The organism is Fischerella sp. PCC 9605, assembly GCF_000517105.1.
GTDB lineage: Bacteria > Cyanobacteriota > Cyanobacteriia > Cyanobacteriales > Nostocaceae > PCC9605.
The window spans coordinates 644,358-665,741 of sequence record NZ_KI912151.1 but is presented as its reverse complement, the minus strand read 5'-3'; the positions used below and the strand labels follow the sequence as shown (position 1 = coordinate 665,741).

General features: G+C 43.3%; 20 protein-coding genes. 9 read left to right on the top strand and 11 right to left on the bottom strand.

The window, feature by feature from the left end:
* Positions 1-105: 105 nt before the first annotated feature.
* Positions 106-327 carry a photosystem II assembly protein Psb35 gene (gene psb35, locus FIS9605_RS0127935; RefSeq protein WP_026735525.1) on the top strand — a complete coding sequence of 74 codons (222 nt, stop codon included), beginning with the start codon at positions 106-108 and terminating at the stop codon, positions 325-327.
* 138 nt (positions 328-465) lie between these two features.
* Here psb35 and FIS9605_RS0127930 read toward each other — a convergent pair whose 3' ends face one another.
* From FIS9605_RS0127930 to FIS9605_RS0127905, 6 genes are all read right to left on the bottom strand, one after another.
* Entirely contained in the window at positions 466-897 is a 432-nt protein-coding gene (locus FIS9605_RS0127930) for a tellurite resistance TerB family protein (protein ID WP_026735524.1), read from the bottom strand.
* Positions 898-954: 57 nt separating this feature from the next.
* On the bottom strand, positions 955-2,346 hold the full coding sequence (locus tag FIS9605_RS0127925) for a 16S rRNA (cytosine(967)-C(5))-methyltransferase (protein ID WP_026735523.1): 1,392 nt from the start codon (positions 2,344-2,346) through the stop codon (positions 955-957).
* Positions 2,347-2,508: 162 nt separating this feature from the next.
* Entirely contained in the window at positions 2,509-3,138 is a 630-nt protein-coding gene (locus FIS9605_RS0127920) for an HPF/RaiA family ribosome-associated protein (protein ID WP_026735522.1), read from the bottom strand.
* A 74-nt stretch (positions 3,139-3,212) separates the two neighbouring features.
* Positions 3,213-3,878, bottom strand: a complete 666-nt coding sequence (locus FIS9605_RS0127915; RefSeq protein ID WP_026735521.1) for a phosphoribosyltransferase — start codon at positions 3,876-3,878, stop codon at positions 3,213-3,215.
* Positions 3,879-3,983: 105 nt separating this feature from the next.
* Positions 3,984-4,391 carry a DUF2267 domain-containing protein gene (locus FIS9605_RS0127910; RefSeq protein WP_026735520.1) on the bottom strand — a complete coding sequence of 136 codons (408 nt, stop codon included), beginning with the start codon at positions 4,389-4,391 and terminating at the stop codon, positions 3,984-3,986.
* A gap of 440 nt (positions 4,392-4,831) precedes the next feature.
* Positions 4,832-6,007: a homospermidine biosynthesis protein gene (locus tag FIS9605_RS0127905; protein ID WP_026735519.1), complete on the bottom strand. Its 1,176-nt coding sequence runs from the start codon at positions 6,005-6,007 to the stop codon at positions 4,832-4,834.
* Positions 6,008-6,441: 434 nt separating this feature from the next.
* Here FIS9605_RS0127905 and FIS9605_RS0127900 point away from each other — a divergent pair, with 434 nt between their 5' ends.
* On the top strand, positions 6,442-6,789 hold the full coding sequence (locus tag FIS9605_RS0127900; RefSeq protein WP_026735518.1) for a hypothetical protein: 348 nt from the start codon (positions 6,442-6,444) through the stop codon (positions 6,787-6,789).
* Positions 6,790-7,124: 335 nt separating this feature from the next.
* Here the strand turns inward: FIS9605_RS0127900 and FIS9605_RS0127895 are convergent, their stop codons facing one another.
* Positions 7,125-7,487: a winged helix-turn-helix transcriptional regulator gene (locus tag FIS9605_RS0127895; RefSeq protein ID WP_026735517.1), complete on the bottom strand. Its 363-nt coding sequence runs from the start codon at positions 7,485-7,487 to the stop codon at positions 7,125-7,127.
* Between the two features lie 129 nt (positions 7,488-7,616).
* Between FIS9605_RS0127895 and FIS9605_RS0127890 the strand changes: the two genes are divergently transcribed.
* Both FIS9605_RS0127890 and cobO read left to right on the top strand, forming a co-directional pair.
* Positions 7,617-8,528 (top strand): NAD-dependent epimerase/dehydratase family protein, encoded by a 912-nt coding sequence (locus FIS9605_RS0127890; protein WP_026735516.1) that lies wholly within the window; start codon positions 7,617-7,619, stop codon positions 8,526-8,528.
* Positions 8,529-8,639: 111 nt separating this feature from the next.
* Positions 8,640-9,317, top strand: coding sequence for a cob(I)yrinic acid a,c-diamide adenosyltransferase (gene cobO, locus FIS9605_RS0127885; RefSeq protein ID WP_026735515.1), 678 nt, complete (start codon positions 8,640-8,642; stop codon positions 9,315-9,317).
* A 188-nt stretch (positions 9,318-9,505) separates the two neighbouring features.
* On the opposite strand, the gene FIS9605_RS0127880 is transcribed toward cobO, so the two are convergent.
* The 3 genes from FIS9605_RS0127880 to FIS9605_RS0127875 all read right to left on the bottom strand — a co-directional run bounded on the left by FIS9605_RS0127880 (position 9,506) and on the right by FIS9605_RS0127875 (position 14,359).
* Positions 9,506-10,348: a hypothetical protein gene (locus FIS9605_RS0127880; RefSeq protein WP_026735514.1), complete on the bottom strand. Its 843-nt coding sequence runs from the start codon at positions 10,346-10,348 to the stop codon at positions 9,506-9,508.
* A 450-nt stretch (positions 10,349-10,798) separates the two neighbouring features.
* Entirely contained in the window at positions 10,799-10,924 is a 126-nt protein-coding gene (locus FIS9605_RS46225; RefSeq protein WP_269321076.1) for a hypothetical protein, read from the bottom strand.
* A gap of 237 nt (positions 10,925-11,161) precedes the next feature.
* On the bottom strand, positions 11,162-14,359 hold the full coding sequence (locus tag FIS9605_RS0127875) for a DUF2225 domain-containing protein (protein WP_026735513.1): 3,198 nt from the start codon (positions 14,357-14,359) through the stop codon (positions 11,162-11,164).
* A 90-nt stretch (positions 14,360-14,449) separates the two neighbouring features.
* On the opposite strand from FIS9605_RS0127875, the gene FIS9605_RS0127870 reads away from it, so the two are divergent.
* The 5 genes from FIS9605_RS0127870 to minE all read left to right on the top strand — a co-directional run bounded on the left by FIS9605_RS0127870 (position 14,450) and on the right by minE (position 19,322).
* Positions 14,450-15,118: a hypothetical protein gene (locus FIS9605_RS0127870; RefSeq protein ID WP_026735512.1), complete on the top strand. Its 669-nt coding sequence runs from the start codon at positions 14,450-14,452 to the stop codon at positions 15,116-15,118.
* A gap of 7 nt (positions 15,119-15,125) precedes the next feature.
* Positions 15,126-16,451 carry a four-carbon acid sugar kinase family protein gene (locus FIS9605_RS0127865; protein ID WP_026735511.1) on the top strand — a complete coding sequence of 442 codons (1,326 nt, stop codon included), beginning with the start codon at positions 15,126-15,128 and terminating at the stop codon, positions 16,449-16,451.
* 369 nt (positions 16,452-16,820) lie between these two features.
* A complete protein-coding gene (minC, locus tag FIS9605_RS38435) occupies positions 16,821-18,125 on the top strand; it encodes a septum site-determining protein MinC (RefSeq protein WP_026735510.1) in 1,305 nt (434 codons plus the stop codon).
* Between the two features lie 49 nt (positions 18,126-18,174).
* Positions 18,175-18,981 carry a septum site-determining protein MinD gene (minD, locus tag FIS9605_RS0127855; protein WP_026735509.1) on the top strand — a complete coding sequence of 269 codons (807 nt, stop codon included), beginning with the start codon at positions 18,175-18,177 and terminating at the stop codon, positions 18,979-18,981.
* Positions 18,982-19,013: 32 nt separating this feature from the next.
* Entirely contained in the window at positions 19,014-19,322 is a 309-nt protein-coding gene (gene minE, locus FIS9605_RS0127850; RefSeq protein ID WP_026735508.1) for a cell division topological specificity factor MinE, read from the top strand.
* A gap of 411 nt (positions 19,323-19,733) precedes the next feature.
* Here the strand turns inward: minE and FIS9605_RS0127845 are convergent, their stop codons facing one another.
* On the bottom strand, positions 19,734-20,993 hold the full coding sequence (locus FIS9605_RS0127845; RefSeq protein ID WP_026735507.1) for a hypothetical protein: 1,260 nt from the start codon (positions 20,991-20,993) through the stop codon (positions 19,734-19,736).
* Positions 20,994-21,384 lie beyond the last annotated feature (391 nt).

The following is a 21,384-nucleotide window of genomic DNA, read 5'->3' as shown; positions in this document are numbered from 1 at the left end:
CCCCTCCTAATTTCCCCCCTCCCCCTCTGACTTGTGGGGGATGTTGGTGATAGGCTCTTTTTATAGGTTTTTAAGTAGTGTTGCCTACTTTAGGAGAATATACTCATGGTTTTATTAATGCAAGCAGCAGCGCAAGCAGCAAACGAACCCCATTTTCCTTTTGCTTTCACTGCGGTTTATGTGATTGGTTTTATTGCTGCTGTCACGATTGGTTCAATTGCTTGGTACAACTCTAAGCGTCCCGTTGGTTGGGAAGATAAAGAGCGTCCCAGCATTGTCCCCAAGGTTGAAAAAGACGAAACCCCAGGTGTTGGTGAACCCAAATAGTCATTAGTCATTGGTCATTAGTCATTAGTCAATGGTTAGTTGTTAGTGGTTGGTGGTTGGTTGTTAGTGGTGTTTCCCAAACAACAAACAACAAACAACTATCAAACGACAAAGGACAAAGGACAAATGACCATTCACTTAATTTTGAATCTCAACCCAACGACGGTAAAGCTTTTGAATTTGTTTGAGAAGGGCATTTAATCCGGCTTGGGTTGACTCTTCCTGGTTAGAATTAGACAATTGTTGTAATTTCATGAGCAGTTTAGCTTCTTCTATTGCCACTTCATCATCGCTGTAAATTAAACCGCTGATGGCTTGAATCAGGTTTTGGCAATCTTCCATGCTAGGGCGATCGCCTAAATACTCCCTTACCCAGTCGTAGCACTCTACTGGTTGGACGGGAACTAATTCGTAAAGCAAAGGTTTTATATCTGGATCGCCAGCTACGCCTTTTTGTTGAGCTATCTGACGTAGATATTGCCTTTCTTCTGGTTGAATTCTGCCGTCTATCCAAGCTGCTCCAATCAGAATTTTTACTAAGTTTTTTACATCACTGGAGTTCACTGACATCACAGCCTCCTCTGGTTGATTCTGCCCTCCCTGAAATCTTACAACCCCTGACAGTATTCACCCTGAATGCTTTGTTTTTCTTAAGCGAACCACAAAAAATCCATCCATATTATGTTGATGGGGCAATACTTTCAGCCAGCCTTGTGGCGTGGAATACGTAGAAAAAGCTGAATCCAGATTGGCAGGCTCTATTTGCCAATTTGGGTTTTTGGCTAAAAATGACTCTATCACGCCTTCATTTTCTGCCGGATGCAACGTACAAGTAGCGTAAACTAATACACCTCTATTCTTGACAAAATTAGAGGTATGTGATATAAGCTCCTTTTGAAGCATCGAAAGTTCCTGTACAGATTCTGGTGTTTGTCGCCAACGAGCATCGGCATGGCGGTGTAGGGTTCCCAAACCAGAGCATGGAGCATCTAGCAAAACACGGTCAGCAGAGTTGGTAAACTGGGATAAATCGCGGCTGTCACCAATACAAATTTCAATAGATTTGAGATTGAGTCTTTGCATATTTGCTTGGAGTTTCCGCATCCGGGAGGAAGTGCGATCGCACGCCCAAATTTTTCCTTCGTCTCGCATCAATTCGGCAATATGGGTGGTTTTACCTCCAGGTGCCGCACAAGCATCAATAACCACTTCTGTTGGTTGGGGATCGAGGAAATGACTTACTAGTTGAGCACTACTATCTTGTACACTCCACCAACCCTCGCGAAAACCAGGTAGATTTTGGATGGGCCCGGGATTTGTCAGCAATCGTAGCGCTTGCGGTAAGTGAGGGAGGCGTTGGCAGGAAACCCCAGCATTTTGTAAAGCTGCTTCTACTGCATCTATATCAGTACGCAACGGGTTCACACGCAAGTCAATTGTTGGAGTTTGGTTCATCCAAATACAGAGTTTTTCTGTCTCGGCAACACCAAATTGATCTATCCAAACTTGAATAATCCAGTCGGGAAAACTGTGTAAAATACCCAAGCGTTCTGCTGGGTTTTCTGGCAGTCGCAACAAAGACGCGGGGATCGTCCCTGTGTCCTCCTCCCCGAGGCGGAGATACTGGCGCAATAAACCATTAACAAAACCAGCGAGTCCAGAAAAACCATTTTCTTTGGCGAGTTGCACGGTGGTATTAACAGCAGCACTAGCGGGGATTCGTTCTTGATACAACAGTTGGTACAAGCCGAGATGCAGAATGGTACGGAGGTCTTTTGGTTGCTGGTGAGATTTCTTTTTACTGAGTTGGTCGATAAGGAAATCAAGAGTGCGCTGTCTTCTTGTACAGCCATAAACTAATTCTGTTAGCAAACGGCGATCGCTATCTGCTAAATTAACTTTTTGCAGCACTCTATCTAATGCCACATCAGCATAAGCCCCCTTGTGAACATCTCGCAGGGCAACAAAAGCTAGTTGTCGGGGGGAAGTATTTTGGCTTTTTGATTTTTGATGTTGCAATGATACAGAGAAAAATTAAAGCGTAACTACTTTAATACTACTCCTGTCAAGGTGTAAGTCTTGGAAATGGATTTTTCTTGGTGTCTTGGTGTCTTAGTGTTTCAAAAATTATTTTTCACCACCAAGACACTAAGACACCAAGAGGAAAATAGTCTTTATAGTCTACTCTTGCCAACCCAATGGCGGTTCAACAATCGTCTGTTCTGCTTTACCAGCACGGACACCAGGCTTATCAACAATCTTCACAGTGCTGGCTTGGGGGCCTTCTTCGCCGAGTTCTACGAAACAATGCACACCCGTACCAATTTCTATGCGATCGAACTCATCATGCAGTACGCTGTTGCGGTGGAAGTAGACTTCTTGACCATCCAAGGTTCTCACAAAGCCATAACCCTCTTCTGGAAATAGCTTGGTGACAAGTGCGGTTGTCTCCTGTGCATCAACATGAATTCTAGCTTTGTCACTTTCCCGTTGTTGCCTAGTCAGTTCTCGCAGCTGGCGAGTAGCTGCATTAAAGGCATCTCGGATAACTGATTCTAAGGGTGGATATTGGTTGACATCTGGTGGATTGCTTTCTGCCACAAGTTCGTGACCGGGAGGTACCGTCATATCAATTCGCACTCGGTAGGGCGAACCAGAACGCGGGTGATCGTGAATTTTTTCAATGACAATATGGCAGCTACTGATGTAATCACAAATTTGTTCCAACTTGGCAATTTTTTCATGAACTAAAGCATCAATAGCATCAGTTTTCTCTAAGTTGCGATAAGTAATTTCTGGCGGAATTTTCATAACTTGTTTGACGATTGTGTTGTATTAAATCTGAATTAGTTAAGTAGATGGTGGGTAGTAGTTAAATTTATGGTTTAAGCAGGCATTGCGGATTCATGATTCTTCTGTGCCGCTTTTGCTAGTAGTTCTCGGACTTCTTCATCCGTGGTTTGGGGAAAGTTTTCGTACCAGACACCAACACTGTAAAAAGGGTTGGGTGTGACGGTACAGACAATTTCATCAACTTCGTATTCCAATTCTTTGCAAGTTTCGGGTGCAGCAACCGGCACGGCAACTACGAGCCGAGCAGGTTGTTGTGTCAGCAATGCCATTACCGCCGCCCGCATAGTTGCACCTGTCGCTAAACCGTCATCTACTACAATTACGGTGCGATCGCGTAGAACAGGGAAGGGGCGATTATCCCGATAGAGGCGTTCTCGTCGCTCTAGTTCCTGTCGTTGTTTTGCCTCTTCTTGGCTAATGACTGTTTCAGAAAGACGCAGCGATCGCACAATATCCTGATTGAGTACTCGCACACCACCAGTGGCGATCGCTCCCATTGCTAACTCTGGTTGATCGGGTACACCTAATTTACGTACCACAAACACGTCTAAGGGAGCATTTAGGGCTTTGGCAACTTCAAAGGCAACGGGTACACCTCCCCTTGGCAGCGCTAACACCAGCACATCTGGGCGGTTAGCATAAGCTGCTAACTCCTTAGCTAAAAATTGTCCTGCCGCTATTCGATCTTTATATAGCATGGTGTCCACGCTCCTGAAAATGTTCCTTATTGGTTTAAAAAACTTACCTACCACTGGCATATCCAGTGGTAGTGGTTATTTAAACTTCTTATTAGAAATTGACAACTAGATATTCACGCGCATATTTCCTTGACTACCAGCCTCAAACAGTGGATTGAATTCTTCTGGAAGTTGAGCGCGAATATCATTAATCTCGCCTTCGCTAATTGCTTCCTGGAGAACTTCCATTACTACACGGGCATGGAAGACAGCTTGGGGCAATTCTACACCTTCTCTAGCGCTAACTCGCCGGAAAAACTCATCTAAGGAAAAGCGTTCCCCCATACCTGCATCTCTATGTTGCATATACTCTGCAATGCCCCTTGGCAGTTGAGAAGCAGCGTCGAAAGGCTCATAGCCAGCCAAGCGTTCAGCGAGTGTTTCCAAGGTCGCACGGGTTGCCACTTCTGCATCGCCCCGTGAACTCAAACGGGCGCGATGTTGAACTTGTCCAATAAACTCATCGTGTTGCATTTTCCCTCCTCATATTTTTCAATTCTTGACTTGGGATGTTTGATGATGCTTGTAATACCTGCTTGAAATTTCTCTTTTGAACCAATCCTAATAAACCTGAAAAATCCCTTTCCTCTAACTAATGGAAGGTGGTGTTTCATTTTAGAATCTGCTGTGCGAAAGAGATCAATGGCTTCTGCTTCAATAGTTATACTGTCGCTGAGGCTGGTGATTGGTGATTGGTAATTGGTAATTGGTAATTGGTGATTGGTGCAGGAAAATATAAGTAACTAAAACAACTTCTAAACTTTTACGCGACAAATTTTGTTTGGAAAAGCGGGGTGAAATCTAAGTCAAAAGCAAGGGGAAAATGGCTACTTATTTTAGTTGATGGGACACAAGTAGCGGGTTAGTGGTTAGTAGTCAACAACCAACTACTAACTACTAACTACTAACAATTCCTAATGCGTATGAGGAATCATCCTACCACAGGGATAGGTTGCTACTTCTTGGGAAGCGGCCTCAGCCATAGCAACTGGTATTTTTTCTGGTGGTTGAGTATGAACTGCTAAATAATCTGCCCGCAGTCTCTCTAACATCTCTTGCCGCCGATCGTACAGCCGCTTGAGGAGACGGGGTTGACACTGGTTGATGACATATGCGGTCACTAAAGGCAGTGCGATTGTACTGTCAGTGTAACAAACAATTGTGCTGGGTAGTTCTTGCGGATCAATTTTGCCCCAGCTAACAGCTTCTGAAGGTGTTGCCCCAGACAAACCACCAGTATCTGGACGAGCATCGGTAAACTGGATAAAGTAATCGTGTCCTCGTTCTTCTAGCCCCAATACTTCATGAATTTGTGGTTGAGTTTGTAGCAAGAAATTTTTGGGACTGCCACCACCAATAATCACCGCTGCACTTTTACCCTCATCTGCCCGCGAATTGTAGGCGATCGCCGCTGTTTCATTCACATCAATTGCTGGATCTAACACTAACTGTGAACCCTCCAGTGCCAAAGCAGCAACGTTCATGCCAATCGAACTATCACCAGGAGAAGAAGTGTAAATAGGTACACCACATTCATATGCAGTTGCTAGCAAGCAAGAATGTTGGACTCCCAGTTGCTTTTCTACTTCTCGGACATACATACCCAGCAGATAATGAAACTCTGCCGTCCCCATCCGCTTTTGAAATGGTTCTGCTTGTAAAATTTTGCGGATGAAGGCATCTGTTTCCAATAACACATCATAGCCAAAAACAATATCATAAATACGGATAGTACCTTGCTGGCGTAATTGCACATCATCTACAAACGGATTGCCAGCAAACAATTCAAAGCCTAAACCATAGTGCATATCATGGTAGAGATTTGCACCGGTGCTAATCATCCAGTCAATAAAACCATTGCGAATTAGTGGTGCTAGTGTCGAAACTCCGAATCCTGCTGGTGTCATTGCACCGGAAAGGCTAACTCCTACTGTTACGCCTTCTTGTAGCACATCCCGACTCATTAGCTGACAAGCTTCCCGCAACCGTGCCGAGTTGTAGGCGGTAAAGTAATTATCAATCAAATCAACTACCCCAATTTCTTTGGGCATAGGTGTGGGTGCGATTTTCTTTCCCAGCTGTTTTGACATTGCTGTACTCTCAACACTAAATACGCCGAGTCTAATGTTAACTATGCATGATGTGCAACTTACTGTAATCGGAGAAACCTCAAGAGTGCGATCGCATTTAGCATAAAGATTCCACTGTCGCCGGAAGGAATTTATTGTTTCCTGCTATGTAACAGGATTTCAAGAAGTCTCTCTTTTTGATAACCAAGGTATGACTTCTGTTAGAGGAATAATTATTTTTTTGCAGTTAGTCTTGGATTTGTACTCAAAAAACTAATTGGTTCGAAAATAGGTTGGTTTTTACCAGATTTCATTACTAACCTATAACTCTGTTTATGAAGTTAGTTACAGATAGAAGCTAGGTTCAGTTTCTATTGGCGCTAGCTGAATTTGGAGTGAGCCAATGATATTGCAAATCGTGAAAAGTATCGAGAATTAACTCGTGGAGTATTGTCATGATAAATTTGATTTCTAGTGCGATCGCTCATATCAGTTCTCTGTTTAAGGGACTTCAAGTAAAGCGTTTTTTGGCTGTTGCCCTAGTCGGTTTTATACTGCTGACAACAAATGCTTACCCCGCGCAAAATAACCAAGACTTGGGTGAGAGAGTTCGCCAGCAAGTACAACAGAATGATTCCGACAGGCCGAAAACTGTAGGGGAGTGGTATGGAGAAGCCCGCCAAACAGAGGATAAGCCTGGTGAACGCCTTCAGAGAATTGGCAAAGAATCAGCAGAAGCTGTTAAAGACTTTGGATCAGTCTACCCAGATACTGCAAAAAGAAGTGCTAGCGACACCCAGTAAAATACGGGAGCTAACCAATATCGACGCTAACAAGCTTATGGTACTGCATTGGAATTAAGTACCGGTGATTGCGATCTACAATTGCTCATACCTTGCACGCCTATGCAACAACCCGGAGGCAGAGCCTCCAAACCCTCGTTACCAGGTTCAACCTGGTAACGAGAATTAAGAGCCTCTGGCTCTTGTTAAGAACAGTGCAAGATATCAGATTGCACGTAAATTTCTTAGTGCTTGCCTGAATTCCTAAGTCTGCACTGGTTTAACACAGTGCAGATTTAGTTAATTGGAAATTAAATATACTGCCTAGCAAAATGTTATGTCGCCTCAACGGTTAATCAGTCTTTTCTAACGGAATGCTCTTGAGAATATCTCGTTGTTTCAATGTACTTGATCCCCCAACTTTCAAGAGATAGTAATGTTGGTTCGAGCATTTTACCTAAATCTGTCAGTGAATATTCTACTTTTGGTGGTATCTCTGGATAGATTTTTCGACTGATTATTCCATCGTTTTCTAATTCTCTCAACTGTCTCGTCAAAATCCGTTGCGACAATTCAGGGAAGGTTCGTTTGAGTTCATTAAATCGCTTCGATCCATCTAGCAAATGATAAAGAATTACACCTTTCCACTTGTCTGCAATTACATCTAGGGCAGCTTCTATGTAGCAGCCTCGTGCTCCGTCATAAGATGCATGTCTCATTACAAGCTCCTCTCTAGATATGTGGTTGCCGGTAACACTTGTGTTACTAACGCACAGAAATATCCGTTCTTACGCGATCCTAAGCAATTTTGCATAATTAGGTTGCACCTTACAAGAATGAACCAGCAGATGAAGATATTTCTAACAGGAGCAACTGGTTACATCGGTGGATCTATAGCCACTGCGTTAGTAGCTACCGGACATACGGTAATTGGTTTGTGTAGATCAAAAGAAAAAGCTGAGTTACTTAAACACAGGGGAATTGAACCCGTTATTGGCACACTGAGCAATGAACAGTTGCTTTTTCAAGCTGCTCAGTCGGCAGATGCTGTCATTAATGCCGCAGATGCGGATGATTCCTTTGCCGCAGAGGTGTTGCTCCGAGCACTTGAAGGTTCAGGCAAGAAAGTAATTCACACCAGTGGATCGAGCATTGTTGGCGATCGCGCAGCCGGTGAATACAGCGATCGGATTTTTCACGAAGATATTCCGCGTCCGATTCGGTTTGAAAAAATTGGACGAGTGGCGATCGATACTCATGTGATTGAGGGTGTTGTTCGGGGAGTGTATTCTGTGGTTATGTGTCCCTGCTTGATCTATGGTTATGGGACAGGTTTACATACCGAAAGCATTCAAGTTCCTGGGATGATTGCAGTTGCTAAGAAATATCAAGCAGGCAGATATATTGGCAAAGGAGAAAATATTTGGTCAACTATCCATATTGACGATGTTGTGAGTGCCTACTTACTTGCTCTTGAAAAGGCTCCTGCTGGCTCGTTTTTCTTCCTCGAAAACGGTGAATCAAGTTTCAAGGAAATTGCCGAAACGATTCATCATGAACTTGGTTTCGACGGGACAGCACAAACTTGGACTGTTGAGGAAGCCGCTCAAGAATGGGGATCACAAGCAGCTCACTTTGCCTTTGGTTCCAATAGCCGTATCCGTTCGGAGAAAGCCAAGAATCTTCTTGGATGGACACCTAGTCATTTATCAGTGCTTGACTGGCTAAGGGAGACATCAAACTTAGGGATTTCCAAGTAAAAAATATCTAATCGCTAGGAATGTTAAAGCTGTCGTTACCAACGCTTAAGTTTTTAATCGATCCTGGTTGATATAACATTTTCTTATATGTTTCGTTTCCAGGAAAAGTTTATGAACACCAACAATCAAACAGAATTGAACCTAGACTTAGAAGCTAAACAATTAATGGAAGAAGCCTCATCCTCAACCCTCACTGATGAGCAGTATCGCAAAAAAATGCAGCGACGCAAAGAAGTGCAAGATAAACGTATAGCACAAGCAGTGCCAGAAAAGGGATTAATAATAGTTCACACTGGCAATGGCAAAGGAAAAACAACTGCGGCGTTGGGAATGGTGTTGCGATCGCTCGGTCATGGATATAAAGTAGCGATTGTTCAATTCATTAAAGGAGCTTGGGAACCTTCTGAAAAAAAGGTTTTCAGTCTTTGGCTAGATCAGTTAGAATTTCACGCTATGGGCGAAGGCTTCACCTGGGAAACTCAAGATCGCGATCGCGATCTTGAAAAAGCACAAGCCGCATGGCAAAAAGGGTTAGAATACATCCGCAACCCAGACTTCAAGCTGATATTGTTAGATGAAATCAATATTGCGATTAAGCTTGGTTACTTGCGCGTTGAAGAGATTCTAGACGGCTTGGCGCAAAAACCAGCCGATAAGCACGTGATTCTTACAGGTAGAGGTGCACCCACAGCATTAATTGAACACGCTGATTTGGTAACAGAAATGACTCTTGTTAAACACCCTTTCCGCGATCAAGCTGTGAAAGCTCAACCAGGAATTGAATTTTAATGATGAACTATAAATTATGAATGTTGAATTTTACTTTTTTTATAATTCACGCTTAATGTGAATTAGAGGCTGAAACCTTGTATTTTCGGTGTAGAGACGCGAAATTTCGCGTCTCTACAAAGCCCAGAATCCTTGATATAACATTGGTTTTGATAATTCACATCAGACGTAATTCATCATTCATAATTCTATTGTTCGGACTTACACATCTGCAAAATTTCGCGATCGTTACTGCTGATAGACCTTAATCGATAATAGTTTTGCAGTGCGACCGAATGATCGTAGGTGAATGGCTGATCGTCATTCATTCGCATTAACCCATCACGTGCAGCTACTTGCAATGGGCTAAATTCACCAGGATAACCCCTAACAGTCATAGCCAATTTTCCTGAAGGGTTGAGTGTACCTTTAAAACAACTAAACTCAGAATCTGGCATATACAAAGCACCGATCACTTGACTCTGGCGCTTTTCAAATATGATATATCCTTGCCCTAACTGTCCTGGTTGTGGTGATTGTCCGTAAAGGTAAATGCCATTTCGTTTGGGGAAATTCACTTTTGATCCCACTTCTGTGGTTTTTATAGATGCTTTAGGTGCGCTTTTGCGTGGCTTAGTTGTAGGTGCTGCTGCTAATTCGGGAGATAATGACTCAGAAGGAACTTCTGTAGATATGGGAGAATTTCGCTGCAACCAAGTATAAGTTGTTTGTTGATTAACTGGAATTTGTGCAGACGCCTTTTTGGATTCCACAGCAACTTTGCTTGGTACGGTATCTGACTTGGCAAGTACTCTTCGTAAGCGAACTGCTTTATCTGTGGCTTGCAAATCTGGGGAAGAATTACGTTGTAACCAAGTACGAGTGGTTATTTGATTGCTAAATTCTTGGGGTGTGGGAGCATGTAATCTTGCGAACTGGCTACTTAACACAGGTTTAGCCCTTTCACCAACAACACCAAGAATGAGAAGTAAACCAAGTAAGGGAAGTCTCAACTGACGAGCGGGAAGGAACTTTTTGAGAAGGTTAAGCACCCTATTTCTCCTGTTAAAAAATTTACTTTTTTTTTGCTTGTTACTTAAACCGTAGCTAAGTACTGAGGTATTGAGGCTCCACCAACTGAGGGATCAAGGCTCCATCAAAGGTTTGATTTATATTGTCCGGAAAAAAACTCCATAAACAAAGAAAGTTTTTGTTTTATTTTGAGCAGTAATTTATAGACTACCATTGGTTGAGCTATTGTGCTTTCACCTAAGTGCTTAGCTTCATAAGATGATTGTCAGGAAACATTAAAATTATTAGTGAGCTTTACAAGTTTCAACGAAATTCATGCTTGTTTCTAAGAAAACACCCCTGTTTTGTACATCTATCTTGAAATACAAAAGAAATTCTCCTGATTCCGGATTCACATCAGAGATTTTGATAAATTGTTGGTGGTTGTTAGTTGGTGGTTGTTTGGAATAGCTAATAACTGGGCTTGAGAGTCAAAAAGTGCGATCGCTCTTTTGAGGAAGATTGTTGCTGCTCAACCTCCAATACGTCACCCTATAGGGTGTCGCTACACAAACAAAGCCTGGATCGGCAGGCTTGGTTAATGTAGCTTCAGGCATTTCTGAAGGCGGCTGATCCTAGTTGTCACCACGCCAAAAGCTGTCGTTAGGAATGCACTTGTTGTCGTTGTGTCACAACGTATTGTCGTTACGACACAACTTGTTGTGGTTAGGAACAGACTTATTGTTGTAACGACACAACTTGTTGTTGTTAGGAACGCACTTGTTGTCGTTACTTCACAGCTTGTTGTCGTTACGACACAAAGTTATGCTCCCACATTGCATCTACAATCTTCATTATCCCTGCTCGTCCAAAATCTCTTGTAGCTTGTCTCTCAAATTGTGAACATACTCATCACCAGGAGCAATTTCTAGAGAGCGATTAAACTCCGCTAGCGCCAAGCGAAAATTATTTAGGGCTGCTTCTGAGTCTGATAACTTCAAAAGCAAATCGCCTAACTTTCCTAATGCTAAGCCTTTGTTGTAGTGAGCATAAACATAATCGGGAGCAAGCTGGAGTGCTTGGTTGTAAGAAGCGATCGCGTTTTGGTAAGTAGCCAATGCTTGCTGGTGTTGGGCAAGACGTGCTTGTAATTCGCCTAAACTTAGCAAAGCAGCGCCTTTGTTGTAGTGAGCATAAACATAATCGGGAGCAAGCTGGAGTGCTTGATTGTAAGAAGCGATCGCATCTTGGTAAGTTGTTAATGCTTGTTCGTGTTGGGCAAGGCGTGCTTGTAATTTGCCTAAACTTAGCAAAGCATTGCCTTTGTTGTTGTGAGCATTAACATCATTGGGAGCGCGCTGGAGTGCTTGATTATAAGAAGCGATCGCCTCCTGGTAAGTTGCCAATGCTTGCTGGTGTTGGGCAAGATTTGCTTGTAAGTCACCTAAATTTCGTAAAGCTTCGCCTTTGTTGTTGTGAACCCCAACAAAATCGGGAGCGCGTACAAGTGCTTGATCGTAAGAAGCGATCGCATCTTGGTAAGTTGTTAATGCTTGTTTGTGTTGGGCAAGGCGTGCTTGTAACTTGCCTAAACTTAGCAAAGCATTGCCTTTGTTGTTGTGAGCATTAACATCATTGGGAGCGCGCTGGAGTGCTTGATTATAAGAAGCGATCGCCTCCTGGTAAGTTGCTAATGCTTGCTGGTGTTGGGCAAGATTTGCTTGTAAGTCACCTAATTTTCGTAAAGCTTCGCCTTTGTTGTTGTGAGCAAAAACATCATCAGGAGCGCGCTGGAGTGCTTGATTGAAAGAAGCAACCGCCTCCTGGTAAGTTGCCAATGCTTGCTGGTGTTGGGCAAGACTGGCTTGTAAGTCACTTAAACCTAGCAAAGCGTTGCCTTTGTTGTTGTGAGCATTAACATAACCAGGAGCGCGCTGAAGTGCTTGATTAAAAGATGCAATTGCCTCTTGGTAAGTTGCCAATGCTTGCTGGTGTTGGGCAAGATTGGCTTGTAAGTCGCCTAATTTTGCTAAAACGTTGCCTTTGTTGTTGTGAGCATTAACATAACCGGGAGCGCGCTGAAGTGCTTGATTAAAAGATGCAATTGCCTCTCGGTAAGTAGCCAACGCTTGCTGGTGGTAGGCAAGACGTGCTTGTAAGTCGCCTAAAGCTGCTAAAGCATTACCTTTGTTGTTGTGAACCTCAACATAATCGGTAGAAATGACCAACTCTTGCTCATAAGCAGCCACAGTTTCTCGATACTCTTGTTCTGCTTCCGAATATCGAGCTAAGCCAGCAAAGTAATCTCCTTCTGCTTGTGAAACTCTACCCAATAGAAAATGACTTTTAATTACTAGCTCGTTCCTAACTTCCAGCAATTGGCGACATTGCTCGTAACGACTCAGTTCTAATGCCCGCTCAAATTCTTTTACCCATTCATCCACACCCCGCCACCAATCTAAGCGGTTGGCATGATAAATTGCTTCTGCTAAGTCTTGTTGTTGGCGGTAGTATTGCTCAAGTACTTGATGAGCCTGTTGGGTAATTTCGTTATCGCCTTCATAGTTGAGGCGGCGTAATAAATCGTGGATGCGATACCAACCCTTTCCTCGTGCTTGTACTTCCCACACAAAAGAAAATTCTGTGAGGTTTTGAAAACTGGGCTTGGTGGCATGAAAATCCAACTCTCTGCCCAACACGTCGTAAATCTCATAGTTAAAAGCCCGACATGCACTCAAAGCGTGTACGGCATAGCAAATTTCCCGATTGACATATTTCAGCAGGCGGTTAGTTAACTGTTTCGCCTTCTCCGCCAAAGAAGCATTGATATCAAGTCCCTCAAATTGCTCATTGACACCCCTCCCCGCTTGCGGGGAGGGGCTGGGGGTGGGGTTCTGCAACAACACATCCGCACTCAAACCCAGCAAAAATGGATGCACCTGATTTTCTGCAACACTGGCATAAGCAATGGCAGGCTGTCGTAAAGCCTCATCCCTAATTCCGGCGCGTTGCAAATACTCATCCGCATCAGCTGCACAGAGATGATTGACTAACTGAGTATCCAAATATTCTTGGGGAATAGAGTATTTATCCGCTTCCTGCCAGCGTGGTGCTTCTCGTCCAGCAACTACTGCCACAATACCTGATGAGAGTTCCAACTCTGCCAGCAAATACCGCAGCCACTCATCCCGTTGGAAATACAGCGTATTCGGTAAGTCGCGTTGTATACCCCAAAAAGCTTCGTGAGTATCAAAAAACAAGACTATTCGTTCTGGTTTTTCTGGTGTGTTGGGACTGGACATTGCCGCATTCAAATCTTGCGCCAACAATCGCGGCATTTCAAAAATTAACTCTGTGTCCACATCCATTTGGCGAATTTCTTGTACATCCTCTTCTTTCAACCCTCGCTGCTGCAAGTAGAGGTGAAAGTTTTCACCCAGATGCTTGGAAAAAATACTCAGCACTGCTTTAGCGATCGCCCCCCAAGATGTGTTACTCACCGCGTTAACAATTTCCACCACCAATTCAAATTCTTCTTGGGGAAACAGTTCTTTCAACTTCTCAGATGACAGGCGATGTTTTTGATGTAAATACCAAATACAGGCAAAATCATACAGGGGAAAGCGCAGACGGTAATTTAATTCTCTCGCCGCTCTGGAAAGGTTTCTTCGCAGCATCAACAGCCCGTAAAATGGGTCTTGGGGTTGGTCATCTCCATTCGGTGGTAGCCCAAAATCCTGTAGGACTGCTGGCACTGGGGTAAATTCCCAAGTATCTGCAAATTTAATGTATTCAACAATCTCAGCTTCTGTTTTTAGCTTCAGCCCCTGCCAAATATCTGAACGCAGCCGCTTACAGCACTTTTCCCGCAAAAACTTTAACAACAGCGATTTGCCGTTACCACCATCCCCATAAAAACACAAGATGTTCTTTGAGGCTGGATCGTCATTTAAATATCCTGCGAAGTGGCAGGTTAACTCATAACGGTCTGTAAACAACTGTAAAGCGCGGTTGCCATCTGTGAGCGATCGCTTTCTGTAATTAATACTCATGCCAGCAGAGAGCGGGTGGTGGGAGTTTTGTTTGGATATATACTACTCAATATAAATATGCATCTCGCGCTTCCACAGGAGTACTTATCTGTGCAGCCGGACTTACTGGGCTTGGAAATAACTAAAGGGGAACTGAGACGTTTGACCGGAATAAATCCAAGTAACGTCCTCCGACGTGCGATTATGGAAAATCGCGAGCAGCGATTGGGATTTTTGATGAAAGAAGTGCGGGTAACGCTGCTGTTGAGCCTGATAATTACCGGGTTGATTTATGCGTTGATTATTCTGCCCACAATTGGTTCTGCAATTGGGTTGGGAATCGTTTTGCTAATTGTAGTGTCGCTGGCGGTGGTAATTGGGCGTTGGCTGTGGCGGCGTTTCACCTATTCCAAAACACTGATAAATCTTTTAAATGAAGTCGATAGATATCATGCAGTTATTCAAGCGGTAGATTATCTTGATCAATTAGCAGCATCTGACAACTCAGCAAGTAATATCAATGATAGAGAAACTGCGATCGCTGCACTGCAATTTACCAGAGAAGATATAGTTCGTGCTTTGAAAATCGAGCGACTTTTACGAGATAATAAAAAGCTGCTTGCTGACAACCAAGAGTTATTTGACAATAATTTAGACAATCTGCAAGCCTTACAAGTTAGCAGTCAGACAAGCGAATATGCTCAAACTTTAAATCAATCATTGCAGATTGACTTAGATGTGCAATCCCAGATAAGAAAATTACAACAGTCGCTCCGTTAACACAAACATGGCCCTTAAACCAAAAATAATCGTCCTTGATGATGATCCAACGGGATCGCAAACAGTCCACAGCTGCTTGCTGTTAATGCGTTGGGATGTGGATACTTTACGCCAAGGGTTGCAAGATGATGCACCGATTTTCTTTGTGCTGACAAATACTAGGGCATTACCACCAGATTCGGCTGCATCTGTCACTAGGGAAGTTTGTCAGAACTTGAAAGTAGCTTTGGCAACTGAAAAAACTCAGGATTTTCTCATCGTCAGCCGTTCTGACTCCACTTTGCGCGGACATTACCCAATCGAAACCGATGTCATTGCTGAGGAACTCGGCCCTTTTGATGCTCATTTTCTCGTCCCGGCATTTTTTGAAGGGGGACGTATCACTCGCGACAGCATACATTACTTAATTATTGATGGTGTACCTACGCCAGTGCATGAAACTGAGTTCGCTCGTGATTCTGTCTTCAGCTACCATCACAGTTACTTACCCGAGTATGTTGAAGAAAAAACAAAAGGACGTATTAATGCGAACTCTGTAGAAAAATTTTTACTTGCAAACAACCGTGCTGGTAGCTTAGAACGCCTAATGAACCTGAGTGATAATCAATGCTGTGTTGTTGATGGGGAAACTCAAGCAGATCTGGATCGCTTTGCACAAGATGTTCTAACAGCAGCCAGTCAAGGCAAACGCTTTTTGTTTCGCAGTGCTGCCAGTATCTTAACGGCTTTAGCTGCCTTACCTACCCAACCAATCGCCCCCGAAAACATGGCGGAGTACGTACGCAATGGTAAACCAGGTGCAGTGATTGTTGGTTCTCATGTGAAAAAAACAACTCAGCAACTGGAAATGCTACTGCAAGCAGAAGGTACGCTTGGGGTTGAAGTTGATGTAGCACGTTTGCTGGATGAGGAAAATCAATCTGCTACGCTGCTAAGCGAGGTTCTTGAAGGTGTCCATGCAGCACATGAGGCTGGCAAAATGCCAGTAGTTTATACCAGCCGTAAAGAACTCACTTTTAAGGATGTAAATACAAGATTACAGTTTGGAACAAAGGTTTCTAGTTTATTGATGGATGTTGTGCGGGGTTTGCCATCTGATATAGGATTTTTAATTAGCAAAGGTGGTATTACCTCCAACGATGTTCTGAGTACTGGTCTGGCTTTGACTTCAGCCCGGTTACTCGGTCAGATTTTACCTGGTTGTTCAATAGTGCGGACTCCCGCCGATCATCCCCAGTTTCCGAATTTACCAGTGGTGCTATTTCCGGGTAACGTTGGCGATGCTAATGCTTTGGCAACGATTTATCAAAGACTAAGCAAAAAAACTAAGTAAACTGTGGCACATTACAATTGCATATTTGCACCTGGGGAACGTCATTTGTCCTTGGTCATTGTTATTTGTAAATACAAAAAACTCAAGGCCGCTTTGCGTAAAATTGTAGTGTTTTTTTTAACGCAGAGGGGAGGCAGCGCGTTGCGGAGGTTCCCCCCGTTGTAGCGACTGCCGTCGCGCAGAGACACCGCAGAGGAACGTAGAGTTTTTCTAGGATAATTCGCTACTAATTAATGAAATACTGTACTGAGGACAAATAACAAATGACAAATGACTGTTTAATAATTTGCAACTTTCTAGAACACAGTAACAAAGGCAAATCATCTAAGATTGGTAATTGCTAAATTTTCCTCTTTTGGCTAGTGCTGCATGACTTCTGATTCTGCCATCCCCAATCCAGAGTCAAATTCTGCTGTTAATAATGCAGAATCAATCTCAAGCCTTTCTGATGTAGAGGTAGATACTACTGTTTTCTCTGTAAAAGAGGCAGATTCTGCCGTTGATGAGGCAGAGTCAAGTTCTATACTCCCAGAAGCAGAGGTTAATTCTGTTTTGCTCTATTTAAAGTCCAATTCTGCCGATACGAATGTAGAATCCAATTCTGTTGTAGATGCAGAATCCAATTCTGTGTCTGCTGATGTAGAGTCTAATGTTACTCCAGATGCAGAATCCAATTCTGTGTCTGCTGATGTAGAGTCTAATGTTACTCCGGATGCAGAATCTAATTCTGTTGCTGCTGATGTAGAGTCTAATGTTACTCCGGATGCAGAATCTAATTCTGTTGCTGCTGATGTAGAGTCTAATGTTACTCCGGATGCAGAATCTAATTCTGTCGCTGCTGATGTAGAGTCTAATGTTACTCCAGATGCAGAATTGAATTCTAACCTCTTGGATTTAGAGTTATCTAAGTTACTGCCACTAAAAAATGTGGTAAATAAAAATATCCAAATTCAAATCAAAACAGAGGAGGGAAGATTATTATTAATTTTGCCAACAGAATCCCAGCTACCTGCTTCGGAACACAATTGGACTGAGATTTGGCAACAGTTGAAGCTACGACTCAATGCTAGCGATCGCTTTCAATCACCAAACACTCCCGTACATGTTATCGCTGGCGATCGCCTCTTGGATGTCAGGCAGCTGCAACAACTCGCTGAGATTTTCAGCGAGGTACAAATGCAGCTAAAATCTGTTGCTACCAGTCGTCGCCAAACTGCCATAGCAGCAGTTACAGCTGGCTACTCTGTAGAACAAACACAGCGAGAAAATATCTTCTCTTCTGGGTCTAAAGCAACCAAAGCACATCAAACAGAAGCCCTTTATCTAGAAATGACGGTACGTTCTGGAGTAGAAATTCGTCATCCTGGTAGCGTAATTATCTTAGGAGATGTAAATCCAGGTGGTATCGTAGTTGCAGATGGCGATATTCTTGTTTGGGGTCGTCTACGTGGAGTTGCTCATGCCGGTGCGGCCGGCAATCGCGAGTGTCTGATTATGTCCCTGCAAATGGAACCAACCCAGTTGCGGATCGCAGATGCTGTCGCTAGGGCACCAGAAAAATTGCCGATGCAATTTTATCCGGAAGTGGCATATGTCACACCTCAAGGAATTCGCATCGCTAGGGCTAGTGATTTTTCTAAAATCCAAATTCATAGGATGAATTTAGAGCCATAAAGCTCTGTTGTTATATATTTACGGAAACATCATCGAGCGCGTTTGTGTCATGACTCGAATTATTGTCGTTACCTCCGGTAAAGGAGGCGTGGGTAAAACCACTTGTACAGCCAATTTAGGTATGGCTTTAGCTAAAATGGGGCGTCAAGTGGCATTAGTTGATGCTGATTTTGGTTTGAGAAACTTAGATTTGTTACTAGGATTGGAAAATCGTATTGTTTATACAGCGGTGGAAGTCTTAGCGAGGGAGTGCCGCCTCGAACAAGCTTTAGTGAAAGACAAGCGGCAACCTAATTTAGTTTTGTTACCCGCAGCCCAGAACCGCACCAAAGATGCAGTTACCCCCGATCAGATGAAGTTATTAGTGAATGCACTGGCGCAGAAGTATCAATATGTGATTATTGATAGCCCAGCAGGCATTGAAATGGGGTTTAAAAATGCGATCGCCCCTGCTAAAGAAGCATTAATTGTCACCACACCTGAAATTGCCTCAGTCCGGGACGCCGATCGCGTCGTTGGGTTGTTAGAAGCACAAGGCGTCAAGCGGATTCATTTAATAATTAACCGCATCAAACCCGCAATGGTACGGGCAAATGATATGATGTCTGTGCATGATGTTCAGGAACTTCTAGCAATTCCTCTAATTGGGGTAATCCCGGATGATGAGCGCGTTATCGTCTCTACCAATCGCGGCGAACCTTTAGTATTGTCAGAAAGTCCTTCTCTAGCGGCTACAGCCTATGAGAACATTGCTCGCAGATTGGAAGGAGAAACGGTCGAATTTCTTGAACTCGACTCACCCAACAACAACATTTTCTCTCGCCTCCGAAGATTGTTGTGGACAAAAATTATTTAATTCTTTTTCCAGTCTGTGCATACCAAGCAGCAATGATTATTGAACTTCTAGAACGGTTTTTTACTCGCAGTTCTGACAGTAGTCGCAATCAGGTTAAGCGTCGCCTACAACTAGTGATTGCCCACGATCGCGCGGATTTGAGTCCTCAAACAATAGAAAAAATGCGGCAAGAAATCTTAGAAATCGTCTGCCGCTATGTAGAAATAGAAACAGAGGGTTTAGAGTTTTCTTTAGAAAGCAACCAACGAACAAGCGCTTTAATAGCCAATGTACCCATACGTCGGGTAAAAGAAGCTATGGAAGAAGAGGATGAGTTGGAAAGCAGCGAGACTTCTATTTAGTTGTATGAAATTTTTCTTGAGGAGTTTGTATTAATATATCTTTTAAATTTTGACTTGTTTGGGTGATATCTGACAATTTGCCAGCGATGGCAGTACCACTAGAACACCAATTCAGTAATCTTCAAATTGGAAGGGAAGGAGGACAAAACAATTCAAAAGTCACGCATTCAAAAGTCAAAAGTAAAGATTATAACGTGTGATTTTTGACTTGATACTTTTGACTTCCCGAAGGGTGTCTTCCCTCACCCCGCCTGTCGGCACCCCTCTCCCAATTTGGGAGAGGGGAGGGGGAGAGGGCACAAATTGCTATATCTGAACACAACTTGGTATGAGAACCAATTCACAGTCTTACGTAAATTAAAAAAACCCGTTCCCAAGCTGGAACAGGCTAGCATCAAAGCTTGTATAAAATCATCGATAAGCAACTTGAGGTTTACCCCAAACTTCTTTCACCTTTTCACCAAAGGTGACTGGTTGATCGGTATCTGTTGCAATTACAGTCCTGCCATCATCAGAAACTGCTAACACGGGCCAATCTTCTTGGCCTATTTCACCAGTGCGGAACAGGACGTTACTAGGTTGGATTTTACTCCAACCTAAAAGTACGGCAATCTTCTCATGTTCCTGTTCTTCAGAGACAGGAGAAATAGTATTAGTGCGATCGCTTTGCCGATCCCAAATCAACGCCCGATCTGTAGCATCAGAGGTATTAAATACCCCTTCAAACTGGCGTGCTAAAAAGCGATCGCCACTTTCTGACCAACTGACTGGCACTAATACTCCAATAGTTCCTTCCCCATTAGCATCTCGGTCAGCCTTGACGCTTAATAAAGTATCCATATTCCGAGAGGTTGAAGACAAGACCCGCAATTTTCCAGTTTGCCTGTCTTCAACAAACAAAACACTGCTGACACGGCTGTTATAAAGTTCTGGTTTTATTTCTAATTGCACGCGGCTGTAAACAGCATGCCTACCATCTGGAGAAATCACAGGTACGCTGCGGTAATGACGCACTCCAGAACTACCCTGAGAACTAATAGCTTGATGAGTAGTCATGATCCAATTCCAAGGAACAGGATGAGGACTTCCAATCGGATCTTGCTGTTCTATTTGTGCCTGTTCGGATTCTTCAACAACAGGCACTTCCCTATAATTCGGCTGTGATTCCCCAGTTACAGGCGCGATTGTCGCTGCTTGTGACGATCGCGCAGCAGACTCATCAATAGACAAATTGCTATTTTCTGTAGGTAAAGACTGTAGTTTAGCAACTTTTAATCTTTCCACTAAACCCAATTGACTACTAGACAGCCCTTGAGACAGAGAGTGCGATCGCAATACCCCTACTGCAAGTTCTACCGCCGCTAATGAGTCGTTGTTTGGCAATTCCTTCATTGACAGAGAATCATCTTTCGCTGTCCAAGACTCAATGTTATCTATTTGTAATATTTGCAATTCATCAACAGCAGCCCTAGACACTATTACAGAACCAGGTTTATCTGTCAAATAATAGATTGTTGCAACTTTTGATACTTGATTTGCTGCAGGTGCTTGATTGGCACTTGCTGTAATAAACACAGAGTCAGACGCCATTGTCACGGAGATATTTTTAGCTGTTTGCGATCGCGCTGAGGTAGAGTGACTAGATGCAGCCATTAGGGGCGCAATCAACATGACAACGGCAACATACTTAAGGAATGGTTGCAGGCGAAACCATCCTGACAGCAAAAGGTTTTGAAGCATTTGTTGACTCTCTAGAGGGCGGTTGCTGTGTGAGGAGTGATGCCAGTACAGTTATGGGGCAGGCTTTGATTATATGTATAACAGGGAACTAGCAGATTTTAGGAGACAAATTTGTTAAATTTTGCATTGTTTTACAAAAAATTGTATGAATAATTACAAGATATAAATATTCAGAATAGCTAGCAAAAGATACTAGCATAATTACTGAACCGTGATGAACCGAACTTTTTATCGCCTCATAGAAATTTTTGCCGCTGCTCAGACCCAGCTACACCAAAGTGATAGCTTTTGAGTGACACTAACACAGACACTTAGCTGTGGA

Bases quoted from the DNA above. Each gene is read 5' to 3' on its own strand.
- psb35 (WP_026735525.1), top strand. From the start codon at position 106: ATGGTTTTATTAATGCAAGCAGCAGCGCAAGCAGCAAACGAACCCCAT.
- FIS9605_RS0127930 (WP_026735524.1), bottom strand. From the start codon at position 897: ATGTCAGTGAACTCCAGTGATGTAAAAAACTTAGTAAAAATTCTGATT.
- FIS9605_RS0127920 (WP_026735522.1), bottom strand. From the start codon at position 3,138: ATGAAAATTCCGCCAGAAATTACTTATCGCAACTTAGAGAAAACTGAT.
- FIS9605_RS0127915 (WP_026735521.1), bottom strand. From the start codon at position 3,878: ATGCTATATAAAGATCGAATAGCGGCAGGACAATTTTTAGCTAAGGAG.
- FIS9605_RS0127910 (WP_026735520.1), bottom strand. From the start codon at position 4,391: ATGCAACACGATGAGTTTATTGGACAAGTTCAACATCGCGCCCGTTTG.
- FIS9605_RS0127905 (WP_026735519.1), bottom strand. From the start codon at position 6,007: ATGTCAAAACAGCTGGGAAAGAAAATCGCACCCACACCTATGCCCAAA.
- FIS9605_RS0127900 (WP_026735518.1), top strand. From the start codon at position 6,442: ATGATAAATTTGATTTCTAGTGCGATCGCTCATATCAGTTCTCTGTTT.
- FIS9605_RS0127895 (WP_026735517.1), bottom strand. From the start codon at position 7,487: ATGAGACATGCATCTTATGACGGAGCACGAGGCTGCTACATAGAAGCT.
- FIS9605_RS0127890 (WP_026735516.1), top strand. From the start codon at position 7,617: ATGAAGATATTTCTAACAGGAGCAACTGGTTACATCGGTGGATCTATA.
- cobO (WP_026735515.1), top strand. From the start codon at position 8,640: ATGAACACCAACAATCAAACAGAATTGAACCTAGACTTAGAAGCTAAA.
- FIS9605_RS46225 (WP_269321076.1), bottom strand. From the start codon at position 10,924: ATGCCTGAAGCTACATTAACCAAGCCTGCCGATCCAGGCTTTGTTTGT.
- FIS9605_RS0127875 (WP_026735513.1), bottom strand. From the start codon at position 14,359: ATGAGTATTAATTACAGAAAGCGATCGCTCACAGATGGCAACCGCGCT.
- FIS9605_RS0127865 (WP_026735511.1), top strand. From the start codon at position 15,126: ATGGCCCTTAAACCAAAAATAATCGTCCTTGATGATGATCCAACGGGA.
- minC (WP_026735510.1), top strand. From the start codon at position 16,821: ATGACTTCTGATTCTGCCATCCCCAATCCAGAGTCAAATTCTGCTGTT.
- minD (WP_026735509.1), top strand. From the start codon at position 18,175: ATGACTCGAATTATTGTCGTTACCTCCGGTAAAGGAGGCGTGGGTAAA.
- minE (WP_026735508.1), top strand. From the start codon at position 19,014: ATGATTATTGAACTTCTAGAACGGTTTTTTACTCGCAGTTCTGACAGT.
- FIS9605_RS0127845 (WP_026735507.1), bottom strand. From the start codon at position 20,993: ATGTTGATTGCGCCCCTAATGGCTGCATCTAGTCACTCTACCTCAGCG.